This is a genomic window from Acidovorax sp. LjRoot117 (assembly GCF_964252695.1).
Classification (GTDB): Bacteria; Pseudomonadota; Gammaproteobacteria; order Burkholderiales; family Burkholderiaceae_C; genus Acidovorax.
The window spans coordinates 863,290-884,977 of sequence record NZ_CAXUPO020000001.1 but is presented as its reverse complement, the minus strand read 5'-3'; the positions used below and the strand labels follow the sequence as shown (position 1 = coordinate 884,977).

Genomic DNA, 21,688 nt, shown 5'->3' with positions numbered 1-21,688 from the left:
ACCGGCCTTGCAAGCTGCCACCCACCTTTACGGACCTGCTCCATGCACAAACCCCTTTCTGCCATCGCCCTTGCCGCCAGCCTCGCTGCCAGCGGGCTGGCCGTCGTATCTTCGGCCCACGCTCAAGCGCTCGATGCCGCCGGCCTGCAGGCCATCGACACCGCCGTGAACAAGGTAGCGCCCAAGATGGTCAATTGGCGCCGCGACATCCATGCCCACCCGGAACTGTCGGGCCAGGAAGTGCGCACCGCCAAGCTCGTGGCCGAGCACCTGAAGAAGCTGGGCATGGAGGTGCAGACCAACGTGGGCGGCACCGGCGTGGTGGGCACCCTGCGCGGCGGCCTGCCGGGCAAGGTGGTGGCGCTGCGCGCCGACATGGACGCATTGCCGGTGCCCGAAAACACCGGCCTGCCGTTCGCCTCGAAAGTGAAGGCCAACTACCTGGGCAAGGAAGTGCCGGTGATGCACGCCTGCGGCCACGATGCCCACGTGGCCATGCTCATGGGCGCGGCCGAGGCGCTGGCCGGCATGAAGGCCCAGTTGCCCGGCACCATCAAGTTCATCTTCCAGCCCGCCGAGGAAGGCGCCCCGGTGGAGGCCGACGCCAACGGCAAGGTGCCCAGCTTCGGCGCCAAGGCCATGGTGGAAGAGGGCGCGATGAAGGACGTGCAGGCCATCTACGGCCTGCACATCACGGCCAACCTGCCGTCCGGCGTGGTGGGCTACCGCAGCGGCCCGCTGATGGCGGGCTCGGACAACATCAGCATCCAGGTGGAAGGCCGCGGCGGCCACGGCTCGTCGCCCTGGAACGCGGTCGACCCGGTGGTGGCCGCCAGCCAGGTCGTGCTGGGCCTGCAGACGGTGGTGAGCCGCCAGCTCAACATCAGCCAGGAGCCTGCGGTGGTCACCATCGGCTCCATCCACGGCGGCACGCGCTACAACATCATTCCGGACAACGTGGAGCTGCTGGGCACGCTGCGCACCTTCGACGAAGGCATGCGCCAGGAGGCCTTGAAGCGCATCACCACCACGGCCGAGCAGATCGCGGCATCGAGCGGCGCCAAGGCCAAGGTGCGCTTCGGCCCTGTGGCCTACCCGGTGACCAGCAACCCGGCCGAGCTGACGGCTGCGTCGCTGCCGGCGCTCAAGCTGGCGTCGGGCGGCAAGGCGATGATCATCCCCAAGGTGAGTGGATCGGAAGATTTTTCGGAGTTCCAGAAGGTGGCGCCCGGCTTCTTCTATTTTCTGGGCGCGCCGCCCAAGGGCGCGGACTTCAACAAGGCACCGTCGAACCACTCGCCGTTGTTCGACATCGATGAAGACCAGTTGCCGGTGGGGGCGCGCACGCTGGCGGCGCTGGCGGTGGATTTCTTGCAGCGCAAGTAGGGCGTGGGGCTCGGCGCTGGTTGTGGTGGCGACTGGGGTTCGGGCTCTTCAGGTTGCGTTGATTGGGCTTGTCGGAACCTAAGCTGTTGCAGCCTCGCCCGTTCGGGCTGAGTTTGTCGAAGCCTGTGCCTGTGCCGGTGATCTGCCCGCTATCCGTTCGGGTTGAGCTTGTCGAAACCTTGCCCTTCCGTAACCCCATCCGTTCGGGTTGAGCGTGTCGAAACCTGGGTGCTGCTCGCGGGCTCGCTGATTCGGCAGCATGCCTGTGTTGAGAGCGGGAGCCGGGGTGCGCGCCCGGCGGCGCGGTAACTTTCTCTTGGTTCGCCAAGAGAAAGTCACCAAAGAGAAGGCGACCCCAAGTCTGCGACCCCTTCGCTGCGCTACGGGGCAAACCTGCGTCGGGGCGGTTGCGGGGTGCGCCGTGGAACTCACTGCGCGCCGTTGGCGCTCCGTTCAGACAGCCACGGCGAGCTAGATGACGAAGCATGCGCGCTCCGACGCGCATGCCACCCCGCAACCGCCCCGACGCAGGCGCAGCCACAGGGGGTGGACAGCCGAACAGCCACACGGGCCATCGCGTTGCTCGGCCCCGAACGCGCAGGCGCTTTGCGCCGCGACCGCCAGGCCGAGCGCAGCGATGGCCCGCGTGGATGTTCTCTCTCCCAGCCCTTCAGGATGCGCCGAGGAGCGCAGGGCGTGGGGTGAGCGTGTGCCGAAGGACACACGCATCGTGAACTGACTCGCTGCGGATGTTTGAGCGTAGCGCGGCAGCGCGCAGCGAGTTCCGCAGCGCACCCCACGACCGAGCACCGCAGGTTGCCCCACTCGCCCGCAGGGCGAGTGGGGACGCAGGCTGTAGGGTCGCCCTTTCTTTGGTGACTTTCTTTCGGCGACGCGAAAGAAAGTTACTCGCACGCCGGGCGACTCCCGGCCTCCGCCCTTCAACTAGGCATGCCGCCCCTCAGCGAGCCTGCGAGCAGCGCCCCGGTGTCGACAAGCTCAACCCGAACGGCCATGGGTCGATGCGCCCCGGTTTCGACAAGCTCAACCCAAACGGACGTGGATCGATGCGCCCCGGTTTCGACAGGCTCAACCCGAACGGACGCAGGTCAAGCGCACAGGTTTCGACAACCTCAACCCGACCGTGTGTAGAGCGCAGCGCTCCGACCCACCAGCAGCCGAAACGGCAGCAGCAGCGCCACACCCAACACCAGCTTCACCCCCAGATCCCCCAGCGCCCACGTCACCCACGGATCGTTGCTGCCAGCAAAGGCGATGCTCCAGAACACCGCCGTGTCCAGCACCGCAGCCAGCAATGTGGCCACCAGCGGCGCGCGCCACCAGGTGCCGTGGCGCAGCCGGTCGAACACGGCGATGTCCAGCCATTGCGACAGCAAAAACGCCGTGCCGGACGCGATGGCAATGCGCGCAGGGGCCAGTACCAGCGACGCGGCCACCGCCACCGCAAAGCCCACCCAGGCCACGCGGCGTGCCTGCTGCGGGCCGTGGGGGCGGTTGACCAGTTCACTCACCAGGAAGGCCACCGGATAGGTGATGGCACCCCAGGTGAGCCAGTCGTTGATCGGAAACTGCACCAGGATGTTGGAGGCCAGCACCACGGCGGCCATGGCCAGGGCCGCGGCAGCGAACTGCGCGCGGGTCGGGAGCGTCAGCGCAGCAGGCATGCCACCACCATTACGTCAGGCCGTGCCCAGCAATGCACGGGCAACCGCCTCGCCCACCTTGATCCCGTCCACCCCCGCCGACAAAATGCCGCCCGCGTAGCTCGCGCCTTCGCCCGCCGGGTACAGGCCCGCGGTGTTCAGGCTCTGCAGGTTCTCGCCCCGCCCGATCTTGAGCGGCGATGACGTGCGTGTCTCCACGCCGGTCAGCACCGCGTCGTGCATGTCAAAGCCCTTGATCTTGCGGCCGAACACGGGCAGTGCCTCGCGCAGTGCGGCGATGGCGTAGCCGGGCAGGGCGGCGTGCAGGTCGCCCAGGGCTACGCCGGGCTTGTACGAGGGCTCCACATCGCCCAGGTGTTTGGACGGCGTGCCTTTGATGAAGTCGCCCACCAGCTGCCCCGGCGCGCTGTAGTCGCGCCCGCCGAGCACGAAGGCGTTGGACTCCAATTGGCGCTGCAGCACGATGCCCGCCAGCGGGTGGAACTGCCCCTGCGGCACTGCTTCGATGCCGTGGGTGTGGCCCAGGTGGGCGTCGAATGCGGCGGCATCGGTGGGGTAGTCGCTCGGGTCGATCCCCACCACCATGCCCGCGTTGGCGTTGCGTTCGTTGCGCGAGTACTGGCTCATGCCGTTGGTGACCACGCGGTTGGGCTCGCTGGTGGCTGCCACCACGGTGCCGCCCGGGCACATGCAGAAGCTGTACACCGCGCGGCCGTTCTGCGCATGGTGCACCAGCTTGTAGTCGGCCGCGCCCAACAGCGGGTGGCCGGCGTGGCGGCCCCAGCGGGCGCGGTCGATGATGCCCTGCGGGTGCTCGATGCGAAAGCCGATGGAAAACGGCTTGGCCTCCATCGCGACGCCGCGGTCGTACAGCATGGCAAAGGTGTCGCGCGAGCTGTGGCCCAGGGCCATCACCACATGGTCGGCGCGCAGGTCGGTGGTCTCGCCCGTGGCCTGGTTCAGCACCTTCAGGCCGCGCAGGTGGCGGGCGTCGCCCGTGCCTTCGACGACCACGTCCGTCACGCGCTGCTCGAAGCGGATCTCGCCGCCCAGCGCGATGATCTGCTCGCGCAGGTTCTCTACCACCTTCACCAGCTTGAAGGTGCCGATGTGCGGGTGGGCCACGTACAAGATTTCTTCCGGGGCGCCGGCCTTGACGAACTCGTTCATGACCTTGCGGCCCAGGTGGCGCGGGTCCTTGATCTGGCTGTAGAGCTTGCCGTCGCTGAAGGTGCCCGCGCCGCCCTCGCCGAACTGCACGTTGCTCTCGGCATGCAGCTCGCGCTTGCGCCACAGGCCCCAGGTGTCCTTGGTGCGCTCGCGCACGGGCTTGCCACGCTCCAGCACGATGGGCTTGAACCCCATCTGCGCCAGCACCAGCGCCGCAAAGATGCCGCAGGGGCCAAAGCCCACCACCACGGGGCGCAAGGGCAGGTCGGCAGGAGCCTGGCCCACGGGGTGCCAGGCCATGTCGGGCGTGGGCTGGATGTGCGGGTGGCTGTCGAACTGCGCCAGCAGCGCGGCTTCGTGCTCCGGCCGGGCCAGGGTGATGTCGATGATGTACACCGCCAGCAGGTCCACCTTGCGCGCGTCGAAGCTGCGCTTGAAGACGTGCAGGTGGGTGATGTCGGCCGGTGCCAGGCCCAAGAGCTTGGCCGCGGCGGAGCGCAGCGGCGCGTCGGGGTCTTCGGCGGCCGTGAAGGGCAGCCGGATTTCAGAGAGGCGGATCATGGTCTTGCGGGCCCGTGTCGATCGGGCGGGGTGCAAAGTCGTGGGGCCGTGATTTTACCGGGGAGCGTGCGCCAGCGTGCTGGCGGGTGTTGCCATCGCAGGCGCCACCCGGGGCCGCTGGCTGAGATTGCTATCAAAAGAATAGCTTCTACCGCTTGCTGGATGCGCGGCAGAGGCCTTTTTTACTTCGTACTTTGCGCGGTGGCGGCGTCGCCACCCTGGCGCCAGCGCAGTTCCGCCACGCCGAACGCGATGGCCGCCAGCACCAGCGGCAGGAAGTAATACAGCGCGCGGTAGGCCAGCAGCGCGGCCAACACCTTGTCCTGCCCCAGCGCGCCCGCCATGCCGCTGGCCAGCAAAGCCACGCCCACCGCTTCGAGCACGCCCAGCCCAGCGGGCACACGCAGGATGAGCCCGGCCACAGCGCCCAGTTGCACGGTGGCCAGGGCGGCGGGGTAGCTCACCTGGCCCTGCAGCACCGTCCACAGCGCCGCGCCCATCAGCATCCAGTTGGCGGCCGATACGGCCACCTGCCACAGCGCCACGGGCCAGTGCGGCAACGGAAACTCCAGGCCGCGCAACCTGAGCGCCCGGCCCGCGCGCAGCGCGCACAGCGCCACGTAGGCCATGGGCAGGCAGCCGATCAGGGCGCCGCCGGCCCGCCATTGCCAGGGTTCGGCGGCCCAGCCCGCCAGGGCCGGCGGTTGCCACAGCCAGGGCAGCACGGCGGCCAGCAGCAGGTAGCCCACCCAGTTCGTGACGATGCTGGTGCCCACGACCTGGCCGATGGTGCCGTTGTCCACGCCACGCCGCTCGTACAGCCGGTAGCGCACCCCCACGCCACCGATCAGCGAACCCAGGTTCAGGGTGAAGGGGTAGCTGGTCATCGCAATGCCCAGCGTGGCGGGGCGGGAGAGGCGGTGGCCGGTGCAGTGGCGGCCGATCAGGTCGAAGGTGCCGTAGGTGCAGTGGCTGGCCAGCGCCAGCGCGCCCGCGATGGCCAGCACGCTGACCGGCAAGGCCTGCAGTGCCTGCCCCACGGCGGGCCAGTCCACGGTGCGTGCCTGCCGCACGATGAGCCAGGCCACCACCGCGAAGAACGCCAGCGCCAGGCCGCGGGTGAGCCAGGGCCACCAGGGGCGCTGCGTGATGCCGCGCCAGCCCGCGGTGGGGGCGGCATGCAGGTCATCGCTGTCGCTGCCGGGCTCCAATGCAAGGGGGTGGGGAGTGCTGGCAGCCATGGCGGGCGGTGTGTTTATGAGGGGCGCACGGTGCGGGGCTGCATCAAGCGGCGACGCCGGCGTTCGGCGCAGTCGCCTGGGCCGCAGCGCCGTGGGTGGCGCCGTCCGCCTGGGTGGATGCGGCGGCAGCCGTCGCTGCTGCTGCTTCCGCCTCGGCGCGCACCATGGTGATGGTGGGCTGGTGCCGGGGCAGCCAGCCCGCCCAGGTGGGGAACCAGCGCATCAGGTGGAACACCAGGTAGCTACGCATCAGCCGCAGGCCATCGAAGCGCCCGGACGGCTGGGGCTTGATCTGCTTGCAGCTGTTCTCCATCAGGTGCGACAGTCGGCCATACAGGTGGTCGTTGAAGGCGCGGTCGCGGATGATGACGTTGGCTTCGAGGTTCAGCGACAGGCTCAGCGGGTCAAGGTTGCTCGAACCCACGGTGGACCACTCGTCGTCCACCAGCGCCACCTTGCCGTGCAGCGGGCGGTCGCAATACTCGTAGATGCGCACGCCGGCGCGCAGCAGGTGGTCGTACAGCATGCTGGCGGCGGTGCGCACGATGGCCATGTCGGGCTGGCCCTGCAGGATCAGCCGCACGTCCACACCGCGCTTGGCGGCGCGCCGCATCTCGCGGATGAAGCGGTAGCCCGGAAAGAAATACGCATTGGCGATCACCACGCGGTCACGCGCCGAGCGCAGCGCCACCCGGTAGTGGCGCTCGATGTCGTTGGTGTGATGGTGGTTGTCGCGCGTGACGAAGATCGCGTCGGCGCTGCCTGCCGTGGCCGGCTCCTTTTGCTGTGCCTTGCGATCCTGCTGTTGCGGCCTGCGGCCGCCGCGGCCCAGCACCGCCTCGCGTGCAAAGCGGTGCATCTGCGCCACGATGGGGCCGCGCATCGCCACCGAGTAGTCCTGCTTGGCCTCGGGCCCGAAGTCCGCCACATGGTCGGCCGAGTAGTTGATGCCGCCGATGAATCCCAGCTCGCCATCCACCACCACGATCTTGCGGTGCATGCGGCGCAGCACGTTGAGCCGCTGCCCCATGAAGCGGCGGCCCGGGTCGAAGATGCGAAAACGCACACCCGCCCCGACCAGGCTGCCCACGAACTCGTCGGACAGGTCGGGCGAGCCGAAGCCGTCCACCAGCACATGCACTTCCACCCCGCGGTCGGCCGCGGCGAGCAGGGCTTCGTGCAGCTGCTTGCCGATCTTGTCCTCGAACAGGATGAAGGTCTCCAGCACTACCTCGCGCTGCGCTGCACGGATGGCCTCGAAAACGCGGGGGAAGAACTCCTCGCCGTTTTCCAGCAGCTCGAAATGGTTGCCGGGCACCCAGCGCGAAGAGCGCGGGGGCCTGAAGGTGGGGCGTCGCAGGTTCATAGGTAAATCTCCGCGGCCAGTGGGGCGTGGTCCGACAGCTTGTCCCACGGCTTCTTGGGCAGGGTCAGCGGCGAGTGCACCGACGCGTTGCGCACGTAGATGCGGTCCAGCGCCAGCAACGGCATCGACGCCGGGAAGGTGCGCACCGCGCGGCCGAAGGCCTGCACGAAGACCTCCTCCAGCCCCGCACCGCGGTGCAGGATGGAATGGGCACGGTGGCGCCAATCGTTGAAGTCGCCCGCCAGCACCACGGGTTCGTCCTTCGGAAACGTGTTCACCAGGTCGCACACCAGCTTCAACTGCCGCTGGCGGTGGGACTCCTGCAGGCCCAGGTGCACGCAGACCGCGTGCACCGGCAGGTGGTGGCCCGGGGGCTGCAGCACACAGTGCAGCATGCCGCGGCGCTCGGGCCCGGCAATCGAGATATCGTGGTTGTCATAGCGGGTGATGGGGAACTTGGACAACAGCGCGTTGCCGTGGTCGCCGTTGTCATACACCGCGTTGCGTCCGTAGGCGTATTGCGACCAGATGGTGTCCGCCAGAAACTCGTAGTGCGGCACCTGAGGAAAGTTGGCGAGCCGGCTGGCATGCTTGTGGTGCGTGCCCTGCACCTCTTGCAGAAACACCAGGTCTGCCTCCACCTCCCGCACTGCTTCGCGCAGCTCATGCAGCATGAAACGCCGGTTGAATGTGGTGAAGCCCTTGTGCACGTTCACGGTCAGAACCTTGAACGCAATGGGCTGGGATGGGGTGGTGGCCATGGGCAAACAATCGTTGTGGAATCCCTGCAGCGAAAGCGCCATGCAGGGCGGTCCGAAGGGTGAAACGATTGTTGTGGCCGTGGTGCGCGGCCTCTGTAGGACGGCTGGCCGTTGGCATGTGCTGCCGTGGCCGAAAAAGGCGTGCAGTACGGCGGCGCAATGCGCAGCAGGGGTCGATCAGCAACCCGACCTCGGCCTCAAACTCGCGCGCCCTGGGCCGGCGCCACCGTGGATCTGGTTCTTGCAGTCCACGGGTGGCGTCCCCCCCCGGGAGGAGATGGCGCGCAGCGCCTCAGGGGGGCTTTACGCGGGCAGGAAGCCTTCCACGGACAGGTAGCGCTCGCCCGTGTCGTAGTTGAAGCCCAGCACCTTGGCGCCCGCAGGCAGCTCAGGGAGTTTCTGCGCAATGGCGGCGAGCGTGGCGCCCGAGGAGATGCCGACCAGCAGCCCCTCTTCGCGCGCGCTGCGGCGGGCGTATTCACGCGCCGGTTCGGCATCGACCTGGATCACGCCATCGAGCACGCTGGTGTCCAGGTTCTTGGGCACAAAGCCCGCGCCGATACCTTGGATGGGGTGGGGGGCCGGCGCGCCGCCCGAGATCACGGGCGACGCCGTGGGCTCGACCGCGAACACCTTGAGGTTCGGGAATTTGGCTTTCAGCACCCGCGCCACGCCCGTGATGTGCCCGCCCGTGCCCACGCCCGTGATCAGCACGTCCACGCCGTCCGGGAAGTCCGCCAGGATCTCCTGCGCGGTGGTGCGCACATGCACGTCGATGTTGGCGGGGTTCTCGAACTGCTGCGGAATCCACGACCCGGGCGTCTGGGCCTGCAGCTCCCGCGCGCGGGCGATCGCGCCCTTCATGCCTTTTTCGCGCGGCGTCAGGTCGAACTGCGCGCCGTAGGCCAGCATCAGGCGGCGCCGCTCGATGCTCATGCTGTCGGGCATCACGAGGATGAGCTTGTAGCCCTTGACGGCCGCCACCAGCGCCAGGCCGATGCCGGTGTTGCCCGAGGTCGGCTCGATGATGGTGCCACCGGGCTGGAGCGCGCCCGACTTCTCGGCGTCTTCCACCATCGACAGCGCAATGCGGTCCTTGATGGAGCCACCGGGGTTGCTGCGCTCGGACTTCACCCACACATTGGCCGCGGGGCCAAAAATGCGGTTGATGCGCACGTGCGGCGTGTTGCCGATGGTTTGCAGAATGTTGTCAGCTTTCATGGCGTCTCCTGTGAAGGTCGATTCAATGGGTAGGGGTAACGGGGTGCCCCAATGCCAGCCGGTGAGGGGCCAGATAAACAACCATCCGTTGAGACTGAGCCTGTCGGAGTCAGGGCACGATGGCGTGGCTGGCCTTTCGACAGATCCGGATGGACGGGTCACCGACCGGCATTGCGGTGTCCCGCGCATTCTGAACCAGTTGTTCGACAGCCCCGGTGATATGGATATATCCGAGGTGCCACTTCCCGCCTTCCCGCCTTTCCGTCATTCCAGCTGCGCTCACCGCAGCGGGCTGATCTCCACCCGCATCGCCCGATCCACCGGCGTGATCTCCACCCGCACCGGCAGGCCCAGCGCAATCGTCTGCGCATTGGTGGCCGTGTGCTGCGTGACCTCGGTGCAGGTGTAGCGCGTGGCCCGCCCGCTGCGCCACACGGCCAGCGCCAGCGGCAGCATCCACTGGTCCGCCAGGTGCGGCCCCAGCGCGCCCTGGCTACGCTGGTATGTACGCACCTCGTCCGCCAGCCGCTTGGCCACCTGCTCGGCCGACAGGCTGCGCTCGCCCAGCTGGCAGAACACCTCGGTCACGTGCTCGTACTCCAGCGTGGCGATGAGCGCATTGCCCGGCCCTTCGTTTTGCCGCGTCGGCGGGTTGCGCAGCTGCCCCGCTTCGAACGTCCAGCCCATGCGTTGGCCCAGGGCCTCCAGTTCGCGGTGCGCAATGTTGCGCGCCAGGCCCGGCACCAGCGCTTCGCCATAAGCGTTGAGCAGCGCCCCGCGCTCCACCACGTCCACCGGTGTCAGCGGCTGTGCCGACGGCGTGATGTGCGCCACCAGTTCGCCGCCCCCGGCGGGGTAGAAGCCGCGCCGCTGCAATTGCAGGTCCAGCCCCACTCCCAGGCGCCGCACCAGGGGTGCAAACGACCGCTCCAGAAAGTCGAACGGCGGTGCCATCGGGTTGTGCGTGCCGCCTGATAGCTGCACACGGCTTTCGCCGTCGGCCAGCATCAGCGCGGGCAGCACCGTCTGCAGCACCAGCAGGCAACTGCCCGCCGTCGCGATCTGAAACCGGTAGTCGCCCGCACGCACCGCGCCGGGCGCGAACAGCAGCGTCTGCGAGCCCAGCTCGGCGCCGTCCGCCTGCCCACCGCTCACGGCCACCGCAGCCTGCACGCAGGCCAGGTGCTGGCGCATCAGGCCCGACTTGGGCCGCCCCGCCCGGATGCGCGTGATGTGCAGCGGCCGGCCGGTGACCATGGAAAGCGCCAAGCCGGTGCGCAGGATCTGGCCGCCGCCCTCGCCGGTAGAGCCGTCGAGGGTGAGGGGCGATACAGCGAGCTCCGTCATGGCGACACCTCCGCTGCCACACCCCCGGCGCGGTGGCTGTACCGCAGCACCGTGTCATGCAGCAGCACATCCAGCGCAGCATGCCCCGGCACGGGCAGCGGCTGCACAGGTTCGGCCGCGTTGCGTGCCAGCTCGGCCTCGATGAACGCGTGGATGCCGGGCCAGCGCGGGCTGGTCGCGGCCTCGCCGGCGCGCATTTTCACCTCCAGCAGGGCGTTGATCTCTGCGACCAGCGCAGCGTCGGCCACCGGGTCCAGCGTGTGCTGGGCCAGCTCGGCAAAGCGCATGGGCGGTACGCCGGGCAGGTTGCGGATCCAGCGCGCAGCCAGCAGCGGGCGCAGCACGTACAGGTACTTTTTGTAGCGCACCTCGTCGGCCTGGAGATGCTCGCGAAAGTTCTTCTTGGCCATGGAGCTGTAGTGGTGCCAGCCCTTGGCGTTGGAGAAGACGTTCTCTGCCAGCGCGCGGAACGGCGCCATGGTGGTCGCCTCTTCACGGTAGACGATGGGCGAGCGCAGCCACTCCAGCAGCGTGGGGTTGGACTCGCGCAGCAGCCCGAGCGCCTTGCGCAGGTCCCAGCCGTTGATGTCCAGGTCGCCACTGATCGGCACCTCGATCACATCGCGGCCGGGTGCCACTGTGAGGTACCAGGGCAGCCGGTGCACGTAGATGAAGCGCACGTCGTAGTCGCTGTCGGGCGATGCAAAGCCCCAGCCGCGGCTGCCGGACTCGCAGGCGAAGAGGATGGTCACGTCGTGCGTGGCTTCGATGCGCTGCAGCTCCTGCATGACTTGCGCGCGCATGTGCGGCTCCACCGGGTGGGCGGAACGGAGCATTTCTGTTTGTTGTTCTTCTTGCGTATGCATAAAAAATGGCTGGAGCGCTTGATGGATAAGCGCTAGCAGCTATAAAAAATGTAGTAATTTCTGCAATCCTGCGCAACTGGCGCGGCCCGGGCGAGAGACGCCAAGCAAGGGCCGCCCCGCAGCGAGGGCGTCGTCCCCCTGGGGGAAGCCGCGAAGTGGCTCAGGGGGCTACCCCTTCACGCACACCACCTGCTTGAGCGTATACACCACCTCCACCAGGTCTTCCTGCGCCGCCATCACCGCGTCGATGTTCTTGTACGCCATCGGGATCTCGTCGATCACGTCGGCATCCTTGCGGCATTCCACGCCTTCGGTCGCTTTGATCTGATCCTCGACGGTGTACATCTTCTTGGCCTTGGTACGGCTCATGGTGCGGCCCGCGCCGTGGCTGCAGCTGTTGAAGCTCTCGGGGTTGCCTTTTCCGCGCACGATGAAGCTCTTGGCCCCCATGCTCCCCGGGATGATCCCCAGCTGGCCTTGCTCGGCACTCACCGCGCCCTTGCGGGTCACGAACACGTCCTGCCCGAAGTGCGTTTCGCGCTGCACGTAGTTGTGGTGGCAGTTCACCGCTTCCACGTGCGTCTCGAACGGCTTGGTGATCACTTTTCGCAGCGCGGCGATCACGCGGCCCATCATCACCTCGCGGTTGGCGGCGGCGAACTTCTGCGCCCACCCCACGGCCTTCACGTAGTCACCGAAGTACTGCGCGCCTTCCTCGAAATACGCCAGGTCCTTGTCGGGCAGATTGCGCTGGTTCATCTCGGCGTCCTTCTTGGCCAGCTCGATGAAGTGGGTGCCGATGGCGTTCCCCACACCGCGCGAACCGGAATGCAGCATCACCCACACGGACTGGTGTTCGTCCAGGCAGATCTCGATGAAGTGGTTACCCGTTCCGAGCGTTCCCAGGTGCTTGTAGTTGTTGGTCTTCTCGATGCGCGGGTGCGCCTCGCAGATTTCCTTGAACTCGTCGACCAGCGCCGACCAGGCGCGGTCGGTTTCGGCAGGCGGGGTATCCCAGCTTCCCTTGTCGCGGCCGAAGTGCTTGGGCGTCATCCCTACCGGCACGGCGCGCTCGATGGCGGCACGCACGCCGGACAGGTTGTCGGGCAGGTCGCTGGCGGTCAGCGTGGTCTTGCACGCCATCATTCCGCAACCCAGGTCCACCCCCACCGCGGCGGGGATGATGGCTTTGAGCGTCGGCACGACCGAGCCGATGGTGGCACCGATCCCCAGGTGCACGTCGGGCATCACCGCCACGTGCTTGAACACGATGGGCAGGCGGGCAATGTTGCGCAGCTGGTTCTTGGCGTCTTCTTCCACGGGCACGCCGTTCGTCCACATCTTCACGGGCACGCCGTTGGGTACTTCGAGTTGTTCGTAGTTGCTCATTTCGTTCTTTCGTCTTTGTCGTTCATTGAACCATTCCGCGCGCTGCGGCCTGGGCGTAGTTCTTCAGTTCGTCGTCGTTCTTCACTTGCCGTATGAATGCGTCCATGTGCGCCTGCAATTCCTGGGGGCGCTTCAGGCGCACACCCTCGTGACCGATCCCGTGCAATGCCGATTCCTGGGCAGCCCGGTAAGGCATCGCCAGCATCTCGCAGAACACCTGCCACATCGCGTCGCGCCATTCAGGGATGTCCTTGGCGTTCCAGAACGTGGGCCACACGTCAAACCACATGTAGCTCACGAAGTACAGGCGGTCGCTTCGGCTCCCGATGGGGCTCGGCCCGGTGTCCAGGCGCGGGCCGAGGCAGTCGCGCCACAAGGTGGGCAGCGCCCGCATCATGCGCATAGCGTCGGCCAGGGGCACGGACGGGTCGTTCACCATGTGCGGGATGTCGCCCGCGTTGTTGCTCATCACATGGTTCAGGCCCATACCCACGTGCTCGTCGCTGTAGGGCGCCAGGTCGGTGCCCGCATTGGCGAACAGCACGGTCTGGATGTGTGTCCATTGCAGCGGCGTGGCGTCGAACTCCGGCTCGTCGATCAGCCAGTACCACTCCTGCCCGCTCTTGTCGGGCACGGGGCGGTCGAAAAGGTAGCGCAATGCCGCGCTGTAGACCGCTGGATCCAGGTTGATCGACTCGCAACTCACGGGCGTCTCCTTACGGTTCGCGCGCCTTTCACGTGCGGTCAGTTTCTTTGCTTTCATCTCGATTTCTCTTTCTTCATGAGAATCAACGCATCTTCACGAGGCCATTCAGCACCTGGTCCAGGCCGCCAAACACCGAGATCTTGTCGATCCGCTCAGCCACCCGCTCCAGCGTCTCCAGCTCCTTCATGCGCAGTGCGACGGGGTTGTCCTCCATCACCTTGGCGGTGTTGAGCAGCGACCGCGTGGCGGCGGTTTCCTCGCGGCGGCGGATCACGTTGGCCTGGGCCTGCTTTTCCGCCTGCACCACCTGGGTCAGGATGGCTTTCATCTCGCCGGGCAGCACGATGTCCTTCACGCCCACGCTCTCCAGTTGCATGCCGTAGGGCTGCAGCTTGGTGGCCAGGTGCGCGGTCACCACCTCGTCGATCACCGTCTTGTTCTCCAGCAGCTCGTCGAGCGTGCGGGTGCCCACGGCGGCGCGCAGCGCAAACTGCAGCTCGCGGTACAGGTAGTCGGCAGGCTTTTGCAGCTGGGCAAAGGCTTGCAGCACATCCGTGATGCGGTAGGTGGCCGACAGGTTCAGGCGCAGGCTCACCTTGTCGCGGGTCATGATGTCCTGGCCCGAGACCTCCACGGCCTGCAGGCGCAAATCCACCAGTTCCACGGCGATGGTGCGGCCATACTTCCAGAACGCGTAGGCACCGGCGGTCAGCAGGCGCTCGACCTTGCCGTCCAGCGTCAGCAGCGCGCACTGGCCCTCGGGCACCTGCACCTGCAGCACGCCGTTCAGTCCGGTCACTGCGCGCTGGCGCAGTGGGGTCTGCGTCAGGCGGGCGACCAGGTCGGCGGGCAGCTCGGCACCGTTGTGCAGGTTCACCACCTGCACGGCCACGTCCACCAGGCCCTTCCAGTACAGGCGGCGCGTGCCGGGCGGCAGGATTTCGACCAGCACGCCGTTCTCGCTGCGCAGGCCCACTTCGCGCTCCGACAGGTTCACCTGCACGAAGTGGGCGGCGACCACGGCGGGCTCCTGGGCCATCAGGTAGTCGGCCAGGCCGTGCGTGAACGCGGGTTGCTCCAGGGCGAAGGTTTCCACGCGCAGCGTGTCCAGGCCGGCAAACAGCCAGTGCGTACCGCTCTGCAGCACGCGATCGAAATCGCCGTTGCGCAGCAGCAGGGCGCGTTCGTTCTTCTTGACGGTGATGCGTTGGATCTTGTTGTTCAGCATTTTTTTTCTCCTTGTGGCGGTCCGCGTCGCGGATACCTCGTCGTTCGTCTTCTCTTCTTCTTCGTCGTTGTCATGTCGGTTGGCGCACAGCGCTGGCAACACGACCCCAATCCCGATAGGGCGCCGTTACAGCGGCGGCGGGGCTCCAGGCAGTGCAGCCGCGGGCCTTGCAGTGCGCCGTGGTTGCTGCCCTGCAAGCAGGGCGGCAGCGTGGCTGGCTGCGGGCGCGGGCTGCACCGGGGTCTGGTGCAAACCGCCGCCGGCTGACGGAGTGCCTGCGGGGGCTGCCGTGCAGCAGCCTTTGCCTGCGCCCCGCGTCCGGCGGGTGGTCTTTCGACCGTTTCTTCAAAGCTCCGGCCTTGCGGCCGGAAGAATGGACAGGAGTCGAACCTGTGACAGACCCTTGCGGGTTGCTCTTCCTCTGAGCTACCAGTGGTGGCACGCCTGGAGTCGAACCAGACACGTCCTTTCGGAGTGGTCTCCACGACCGTGCCGTGACCAGACGATGGCGACGTGCGGCATGCAGGGGTTCGACAAGAGCCTTGAGGGCCCCTGGAACCTCGGCACCGGCAGGGCGAACTTGTGTCCTAACCCTGGCCTGTGAGCGGTCGACGCTGGCGTCTGGTACTTATCTATTGCCAGATGTGTGCCAGCTTGTGAAATTACGGGTGAAAAATCGCAAGTCATTGATTCATATGAACTTTCTGACATGAAGAAAATTCTTTGTCGCCATCGATTCGGTCAAAAGATAGAATTAAAGCTAGTCAATTAGCTAAACATGATGCGCAAAGAAAAAGTGGTCATCGGGTTCCTGGGCACCCAGCTGGACGCGGGCAAGGGAGCAGGCCGTTGGGAGAAATGGCGCCCCACGGTGTCGCTGGCCCAGCACGAGGATGTGGTGGTCAAGCGGATGGAGCTGCTCTACACCCCTCCTCACCACGAACTGGCCCACCAGGTGCGCACGGACATCCACACTGCGTCGCCTGAGACCACCGTCCACCTCGTCAAGCTGGACATCGCCGACCCGTGGGACTTCGGCGAGGTCTACGCCACGCTGTTCGACTGGACGCAGGGCTACCGCTTCGACACCGAGCGCGAGGAGTACTGGACGCACATCACCACCGGCACGCACGTGGCGCAGATCTGCCTGTTCCTGCTGGTGGAGTCGCGCCGCATCCCCGGTGTGCTGGCGCAGACATCACCGCCAAAGCGCCAGCAGATGGGCGACCCGGGCAGCTACGCGCTGATCGACCTGGACCTGTCGCGCTACGACGTGATCGCGCAGCGCTTCGGCGCCGAGCAGCGCGATGCGCTCGACTTCCTCAAGAGCGGCATCGCCACGCGCAATGCGCGCTTCAACGCATTGATCGAAGAGGTCGAGCGCGTGGCGGTGCGGTCGCGTGCGCCCATCCTGTTCACTGGCCCCACGGGCGCGGGCAAGTCGCACCTGGCGCGGCGCATGTTCGAGCTCAAGAAGGCGCGCCACCAGGTCGAGGGCGACTTCGTCGAGGTCAACTGCGCCACGCTGCACGGCGACGGCGCTGCCTCCACGCTGTTCGGCCACAAGAAGGGCGCCTTCACCGGCGCCGCGGCCGACCGCGCGGGCCTGCTGCGCACTGCGCACAAGGGCGTGCTGTTCCTCGACGAGATCGGCGAGCTGGGGCTGGACGAGCAGGCCATGCTGCTCAAGGCCGTGGAGGAAAAGCGCTTCTACCCCATGGGCAGCGACCGCGAGGTGAGCAGCGACTTCGAGCTGATCGCGGGCACCAACCGCGACCTGCGCACCGAAGTGGCGGCCGGGCGCTTTCGCGAAGACCTGTACGCACGCATCAACCTCTGGAGCTACCAGCTGCCCGGCCTGGCCCAGCGGCCCGAGGACATCGAGCCCAACCTGGACCACCTGCTCGCGCGCACCGGGGCCGAGCTGGGCCGCATGGTGCGCCTGTCGGCCGAGGCGCGCGCGGCCTACCTGCGCTACGCCCAGTCACCCGACGCGCTGTGGAGCGGCAACTTCCGCGACCTGTCGGCCAGCGCCACGCGCCTGGCCACGCTGGCCGACAGCGGCCGCATCGGCCTGCCCCTGGTCGAGGCCGAGATCGCCCGCCTGCGCTGGCTGTGGCAGGCCGCCCGGGATGCGCGCGACGGCATGGCCCAGGCAGGCGCTGGCACCGTCGGCCGCGACCACCTGGTGGAACTGCTGGGCGAGGAGGCGGTGGCTGCGCTGGACCTGTTCGACCAGTTGCAACTGGCCGCGGTGCTGCAGGTGTGCCGGCAGTCGCGCACCCTGTCGGACGCGGGCCGGCAACTCTTCAACGCGTCGCGCACGCAGCGCACCGTGGTCAACGATGCGGACCGGCTGCGCAAGTTTCTGGCGCGGTTCGGGCTGGATTGGGAGCGTGTCAGCCGCATTGGGTAAAGGCTGCGCGTTGCGCCATACGGGAGGTGGGATAATCCAGCCCGTGAAGCACGCCAGACCGCCGCTGGTGCAATCTGGGAAACCAGGCACTGGAGGAACGTCCGGACTGCACAGGACAGCGTAGCAGCTAACGGCTGCCCACCGTGAGGTGAGGATCAGAGCAACAGAGACGAGTCAGGTCGTTTTCAGCCACCAAGGGTGTTCTATGGGGGCCAGCGCAAGCTGGTACCGGCTGGCGCAAGCCAGACGCTCAGGCGCAAGCCTGAAGCCCCATAGCCGCCCAAGGCGCGGGACGCGACTTGGGTGAAACGGGCAATCTCTACGCGCAGCAATACCAAGTAGGCCAGCGTTGATGTGGTTCCGCAGAGCTGGCGGGTAGGTAGCACCGAGCCGTGGTGGCGACACCCGGCCCAGATTAATGGCGGTCACACTGCGGGCAACCGTGGTGCACAGAATCCGGCTTATCGGCGTGCTTCACACTTTATTCCGACGACCCGGCACACCGGCAGCAGCGACAGCCGCAGCATCATCACGGGGTGATCACGCACTGCAGCGACGACGCCCGGGCCTTGCCTGCACCGACGGCGAACGAGATGGCCGCAGAGGCCACATCCTCACCCGCCGCGTGGCGAATGGTCACCGTACATTGCGCCGCCTTGCTGCAACTCCCCTCGATCACATTCGTGCCTGCATACAGGTACGCCATGCGCATGGCCAGCAGATCCTTGACCTTGGCTTTTCCAGCCTGGCCAAAATCGCCGTGGCACGAGGACGCTTTGGGAATGGTGTCGTTGGCAGCGGCAAGCAAGGCGCTCAAGGCCTTTTGCGTGGCGACCGGGTCCGCGGCGGCAGCGGCTGATGCACCGGCCGCGAACGCGGGCGCTGCCAAGGTGCAGCCGAGCCCGATGGCTGCTGCGCACAGCAGGCGCACACCGCGTTTCACGGTGCCACCCCGTAGTACAGGGAAATATCGGCGCCGGCGTAGCTGTTCTTGAACTTGCTGTGGAACGCCTCCACAGAGTTGTCGACCACGACCTTGTGCTGGCTGTTGGAGAAGTTGAACACCTTGCCGCCGTAGTGGATGCCGACGTGCTTTTGCGGCACGGGCCCCATCACGTTGTTCACCACGTTGGATGCGGACAGGACAAAGATCAAGAGCCCGTCGGTGATCGCGGGCTTGTCTTCCCATTTGCCCTTGAGGGCCAGCCGGTTGTAGAGCTCGTCGCAGCGGATGGACCCACCGGTCTTTTTGGTGGCGAACTTCATGTCGCCGCACAGCATGCCCAGTTTGATGCCCAGTGCGTGGCTTACAAAATGTGCGCAATGATTTTGCGTGGAGGCGTCGAATTTGTTGGAGCAGATGTCGGAGATCGGCTTGCCGACGAAGGCATTGAGTGCGGTGAGTGTCGTGCTCATGGGTGGTGGAGAGGGGATGGGTGAGCCCTGCCGGTCAGCAGGGCAATACACCGCCTGGGTTCCAATCCCTGCGTCTGCGAGGAATCTACCTCGTCTATGCAAGGCAGGCGGCTGCGAACCCGGCCATTCTCTGTATGCAGACGCCAATGGCTGTTACCTTGTGTTTGTTTGGGTAACAAATTCAGTGGTTTGTGCTGCCTACATGGCGGGTTGCGGCATCGGAATGCCATCCAAACCGCATCGTCAGTTCATCCAGCTGTTGCGTCCAGCAACGCCGTGTCAGTCCTTGTCGCAGTGCGGTGCGTGGCCTTGTTCCAGCTCGGTGGCCCGGCGCACGGTGTCCGGGTGGCTGCTGAGCAGCGACCACACGGGGTGGGCCTCCAGCTCTGCGCGGGCCTGGCCCTTGGAGCTGGGTGCGGGGGCGCTGCCCGATGGTGCAGGAGCCGATGCCGCGGTATCTGCACCCTGGCCTGGGGTGGTCGCGGCGCTGCCTTTTTCCTGGGCTTTTGGCTTCTTGCTCTTTTTTTCTTCTTCTTCCTCTTCGTCTCGCGCAATGGCCAGCAGCAGCTTGCCCATGGGCGCGGTGGGCAGGGCAGTGTGGCGCATGAGGGCAATGGCGTAGCAGTCGGCTTCGCGCTCGTGGCTGCGGCTGTAGGCCAGTCCGGTGAGCACCGATGCGCCGGTGGACACGATGCCCGACACGTCGCCCAGCGCCAGGCCCAGGCCCATGTTGAGCACGCCTTGCTCGACCACCATGCGGGTGGTGTGGCGGTGCACGACGTGGCCGATCTCGTGCGCCAGCACGCCCACCAGGGCGTCGTCGGGCAGGCCCTTCTCGGCGGCGGCCTTGACGATGCCGTCGGTCATCACGATCTTGCCGCCGGGCAGCGCGAACGCATTGGCGCCCATGCCCGCGCGGAACTCCAGCGACAGGGGCGGGCGGTAGTCGGGGTACCGGTGCAACGTCTTCGGAGTCTGCTGCACCAGCGCGTCGAAGCGCGCCTTGAGCTGGTCTTGCCGCTCGCGGGGCAGTTTGCTGGGCTTGAGGGTGCCGTCGTCCATCTGCCTGAGCACGTTCTCGGCCACGCTTGTTTCCCAGCCCACCGGCACGAAGCGGGTGAGCTGCGTGGCGGCCCAGGGCGTGCCGTAGCGGTAGAACAGCGTGAGGCCGATGGCCGCCGCCACCGTCACGCCCAGCAGCACGGGCCAGCGCGTCTGCATGCGCTGGGCGATGCCGGGGCGCTCGCCCGCGGCGGCCAGCGCGGCGCGCCAGTCGGCCACGGCGTCGATCTCGAGGCTGCCCTGGTCGCGCAGGTCCACCACCACGCGGGGCTGGGGCTTGTGCTCGTTCCAGGCCTCGGGCCAGCCCACGTCCTTCCAGGCAAAGACCACGGGCTCGGCACCGGGCTGCGAAAGCGGGTGCAGCACCAGCGACGGCCCGCGGGGCGTGGGCTGCAGGCTCACCATCACGGGCCGGGCCTTGCTGCTCAGCCCGTCGAACCAGCGTCCCTGCAGCAGGCGGGCCGGGGGCGTGGTGGGGTCACTCATCCGATGAGGTCCAGGCCGGCCGCGTCGGCCAGCGCATCGCCCAGGCCGCCCTGCTGCTGGCGCACCATGGTGCCGGCCACCTGCTCCACGCCGCCCTTGACGTGCAGGGTCACCGATTCGAGCTTCATGCGGTATTCGCTCACGCGGGCAAACGGGCGGTACAGGCCCAGCGTGAACAATGTCAGGAACATGTTCTTGATGCGCAGGCCCACGTAGCCGCCGCTCTTGAGGTGGCACTTGAAGCGGGCCACATGGCTCACGCCCGTGTTGTTCCACAGCAGCTGGAACATGCGGGCCTCGCGGTACGCGCGGGCTGGGGCCGACGCGAGGAACAGCAGCAGCATGCCGCCGATGATGGCCGCGAAGATGATCACGAACAGCCAGAAGCCCAGCTTGTCCGAGGTGGCCACCAGCAGCGCGATGGAGCTGCCCGCCAGCACCGCGATCAGCGTGGCGATGACCACTACGCACAGGATGAACACGGCCACCGTGGCCAGCCACACCTTCACGAAGTCCATGTACACCGGCTTCCAGCGGCCGCGTTCGGCGCCCACCTGGGCGCGCAGTACCAGCAGGCTCTTGTAGTTGTATTCCAGCCGGATGAAACACAGCACCGTCAGCACCAGGCCGAGCGCCAGCAGGCCGCCCATGGCGGGCGTGAAGCTGGGCAGGGCGCGCTTGGCGCCTTCTTCGGCTTCTTCCATCGCTTCCATGGCCTGGGCCAGTTCGGGCGACAGCATCTGCATGCCGAAGAACACGGCGAACCACACCAGGGCCAGCGCAAACATCGGCCAGCTGGCGATGTAGACCTCTTTCCAGCTCGCAGTGAACTGCAGGCGCAGACCGCGCCAGCGCGTGGCACCCAGGCGAAAGCGCATCGCGCTGCCCCAGATCAGCGGCGAGAGCAGTGCACCCGTCAGCAAGAACACGCCCACGGCGGCATCCTGGCCGGTGTTGGCGGCGATGTTGTAGGCGATGGTGATCAGCGTCAGCAGCACAAAGCCCATCACCATCTTGCGCTGCTGCGCGGTGAATTCGAGCGGGCTGCCCGCCACCAGTGTGTGGCTGTAGAAGTACTGCGCAGTGCGCCGCCGCGCCCAGGGCGTGTAGATGCCCAGCGTGACGATGGACAGCAGCACGTTGACGATCCACACCCTGAAATACTCGCCACCACTGCCGGTGAATTCGAGCGGGTGCGCGTCGATGTTCTGCGGCATGAAAGTCGACATCGGTCCTGCCGAGCCGCCGGTATTGTTTTCGTTCATGAACTCACTCCCTCCCGAGTGGCAGGCAGTGTAGCAGCGAGGCATGGGTGCGAAATTCAAGCAAAAACAGCCCCTGCCGCTTGATAGTCAAGCGCCAGTAGCTATATTTTTAATAG

Annotated in this window: 17 protein-coding genes and 1 other RNA gene; 3 read left to right on the top strand and 15 right to left on the bottom strand. The window is 66.8% G+C overall.

The genetic code is table 11. The annotated features are described in order from the left end of the window. The first annotated feature begins 42 nt into the window (after positions 1-42). A complete protein-coding gene (locus ACSQ3D_RS04145) occupies positions 43-1,386 on the top strand; it encodes an amidohydrolase (protein WP_436126008.1) in 1,344 nt (447 codons plus the stop codon). Positions 1,387-2,519: 1,133 nt separating this feature from the next. On the opposite strand, the gene ACSQ3D_RS04140 is transcribed toward ACSQ3D_RS04145, so the two are convergent. The 11 genes from ACSQ3D_RS04140 to ACSQ3D_RS04090 all read right to left on the bottom strand — a co-directional run bounded on the left by ACSQ3D_RS04140 (position 2,520) and on the right by ACSQ3D_RS04090 (position 14,927). Further along, complete coding sequence (locus ACSQ3D_RS04140) at positions 2,520-3,071, bottom strand: VUT family protein (RefSeq protein ID WP_436126007.1); 552 nt, start codon at positions 3,069-3,071, stop codon at positions 2,520-2,522. Positions 3,072-3,086: 15 nt separating this feature from the next. After that, positions 3,087-4,802 (bottom strand): NAD(P)/FAD-dependent oxidoreductase, encoded by a 1,716-nt coding sequence (locus tag ACSQ3D_RS04135; RefSeq protein WP_436126006.1) that lies wholly within the window; start codon positions 4,800-4,802, stop codon positions 3,087-3,089. Between the two features lie 182 nt (positions 4,803-4,984). Further along, positions 4,985-6,043 carry a lysylphosphatidylglycerol synthase domain-containing protein gene (locus ACSQ3D_RS04130; RefSeq protein ID WP_436126005.1) on the bottom strand — a complete coding sequence of 353 codons (1,059 nt, stop codon included), beginning with the start codon at positions 6,041-6,043 and terminating at the stop codon, positions 4,985-4,987. Positions 6,044-6,086: 43 nt separating this feature from the next. Further along, the gene (gene clsB, locus ACSQ3D_RS04125; protein ID WP_436126004.1) at positions 6,087-7,409 is read right to left on the bottom strand and encodes a cardiolipin synthase ClsB; all 1,323 of its coding nucleotides are present in this window, start codon (positions 7,407-7,409) and stop codon (positions 6,087-6,089) included. Beyond that, the gene (locus ACSQ3D_RS04120) at positions 7,406-8,170 is read right to left on the bottom strand and encodes an endonuclease/exonuclease/phosphatase family protein (RefSeq protein ID WP_056163840.1); all 765 of its coding nucleotides are present in this window, start codon (positions 8,168-8,170) and stop codon (positions 7,406-7,408) included. The genes clsB and ACSQ3D_RS04120 overlap by 4 nt, the downstream gene beginning before the upstream one ends. Positions 8,171-8,473: 303 nt before the next feature. Then, positions 8,474-9,391, bottom strand: a complete 918-nt coding sequence (gene cysK / locus ACSQ3D_RS04115; RefSeq protein WP_436126003.1) for a cysteine synthase A — start codon at positions 9,389-9,391, stop codon at positions 8,474-8,476. Between the two features lie 279 nt (positions 9,392-9,670). Further along, entirely contained in the window at positions 9,671-10,738 is a 1,068-nt protein-coding gene (rtcA, locus tag ACSQ3D_RS04110; RefSeq protein ID WP_436126002.1) for an RNA 3'-terminal phosphate cyclase, read from the bottom strand. Beyond that, positions 10,735-11,574: a nucleotidyltransferase domain-containing protein gene (locus ACSQ3D_RS04105; protein ID WP_436126001.1), complete on the bottom strand. Its 840-nt coding sequence runs from the start codon at positions 11,572-11,574 to the stop codon at positions 10,735-10,737. The genes rtcA and ACSQ3D_RS04105 overlap by 4 nt, the downstream gene beginning before the upstream one ends. Before the next feature lie 198 nt (positions 11,575-11,772). Then, positions 11,773-12,993: an RtcB family protein gene (locus ACSQ3D_RS04100; RefSeq protein ID WP_436126000.1), complete on the bottom strand. Its 1,221-nt coding sequence runs from the start codon at positions 12,991-12,993 to the stop codon at positions 11,773-11,775. Positions 12,994-13,015: 22 nt separating this feature from the next. Continuing rightward, a complete protein-coding gene (locus ACSQ3D_RS04095) occupies positions 13,016-13,699 on the bottom strand; it encodes a hypothetical protein (protein WP_235504017.1) in 684 nt (227 codons plus the stop codon). Positions 13,700-13,781: 82 nt separating this feature from the next. Next, entirely contained in the window at positions 13,782-14,927 is a 1,146-nt protein-coding gene (locus ACSQ3D_RS04090; protein ID WP_436125999.1) for a slipin family protein, read from the bottom strand. 781 nt (positions 14,928-15,708) lie between these two features. Between ACSQ3D_RS04090 and rtcR the strand changes: the two genes are divergently transcribed. After that, complete coding sequence (gene rtcR, locus ACSQ3D_RS04085; RefSeq protein ID WP_436125998.1) at positions 15,709-17,343, top strand: RNA repair transcriptional activator RtcR; 1,635 nt, start codon at positions 15,709-15,711, stop codon at positions 17,341-17,343. Between the two features lie 45 nt (positions 17,344-17,388). Continuing rightward, an RNA gene (rnpB, locus tag ACSQ3D_RS04080) (RNase P RNA component class A) lies at positions 17,389-17,823 on the top strand. A 49-nt stretch (positions 17,824-17,872) separates the two neighbouring features. On the opposite strand, the gene ACSQ3D_RS04075 is transcribed toward rnpB, so the two are convergent. The 4 genes from ACSQ3D_RS04075 to ACSQ3D_RS04060 form a co-directional block, all read right to left on the bottom strand. After that, a complete protein-coding gene (locus tag ACSQ3D_RS04075; protein WP_396503406.1) occupies positions 17,873-18,286 on the bottom strand; it encodes a hypothetical protein in 414 nt (137 codons plus the stop codon). Continuing rightward, positions 18,283-18,759 (bottom strand): hypothetical protein, encoded by a 477-nt coding sequence (locus tag ACSQ3D_RS04070; RefSeq protein ID WP_396503407.1) that lies wholly within the window; start codon positions 18,757-18,759, stop codon positions 18,283-18,285. Before ACSQ3D_RS04070 ends, ACSQ3D_RS04075 begins: the two co-directional genes overlap by 4 nt. A gap of 279 nt (positions 18,760-19,038) precedes the next feature. Further along, positions 19,039-20,307: a M48 family metallopeptidase gene (locus ACSQ3D_RS04065; RefSeq protein ID WP_436125997.1), complete on the bottom strand. Its 1,269-nt coding sequence runs from the start codon at positions 20,305-20,307 to the stop codon at positions 19,039-19,041. Then, positions 20,304-21,572 carry a YjgN family protein gene (locus ACSQ3D_RS04060; RefSeq protein WP_436125996.1) on the bottom strand — a complete coding sequence of 423 codons (1,269 nt, stop codon included), beginning with the start codon at positions 21,570-21,572 and terminating at the stop codon, positions 20,304-20,306. The genes ACSQ3D_RS04065 and ACSQ3D_RS04060 overlap by 4 nt, the downstream gene beginning before the upstream one ends. Positions 21,573-21,688 lie beyond the last annotated feature (116 nt).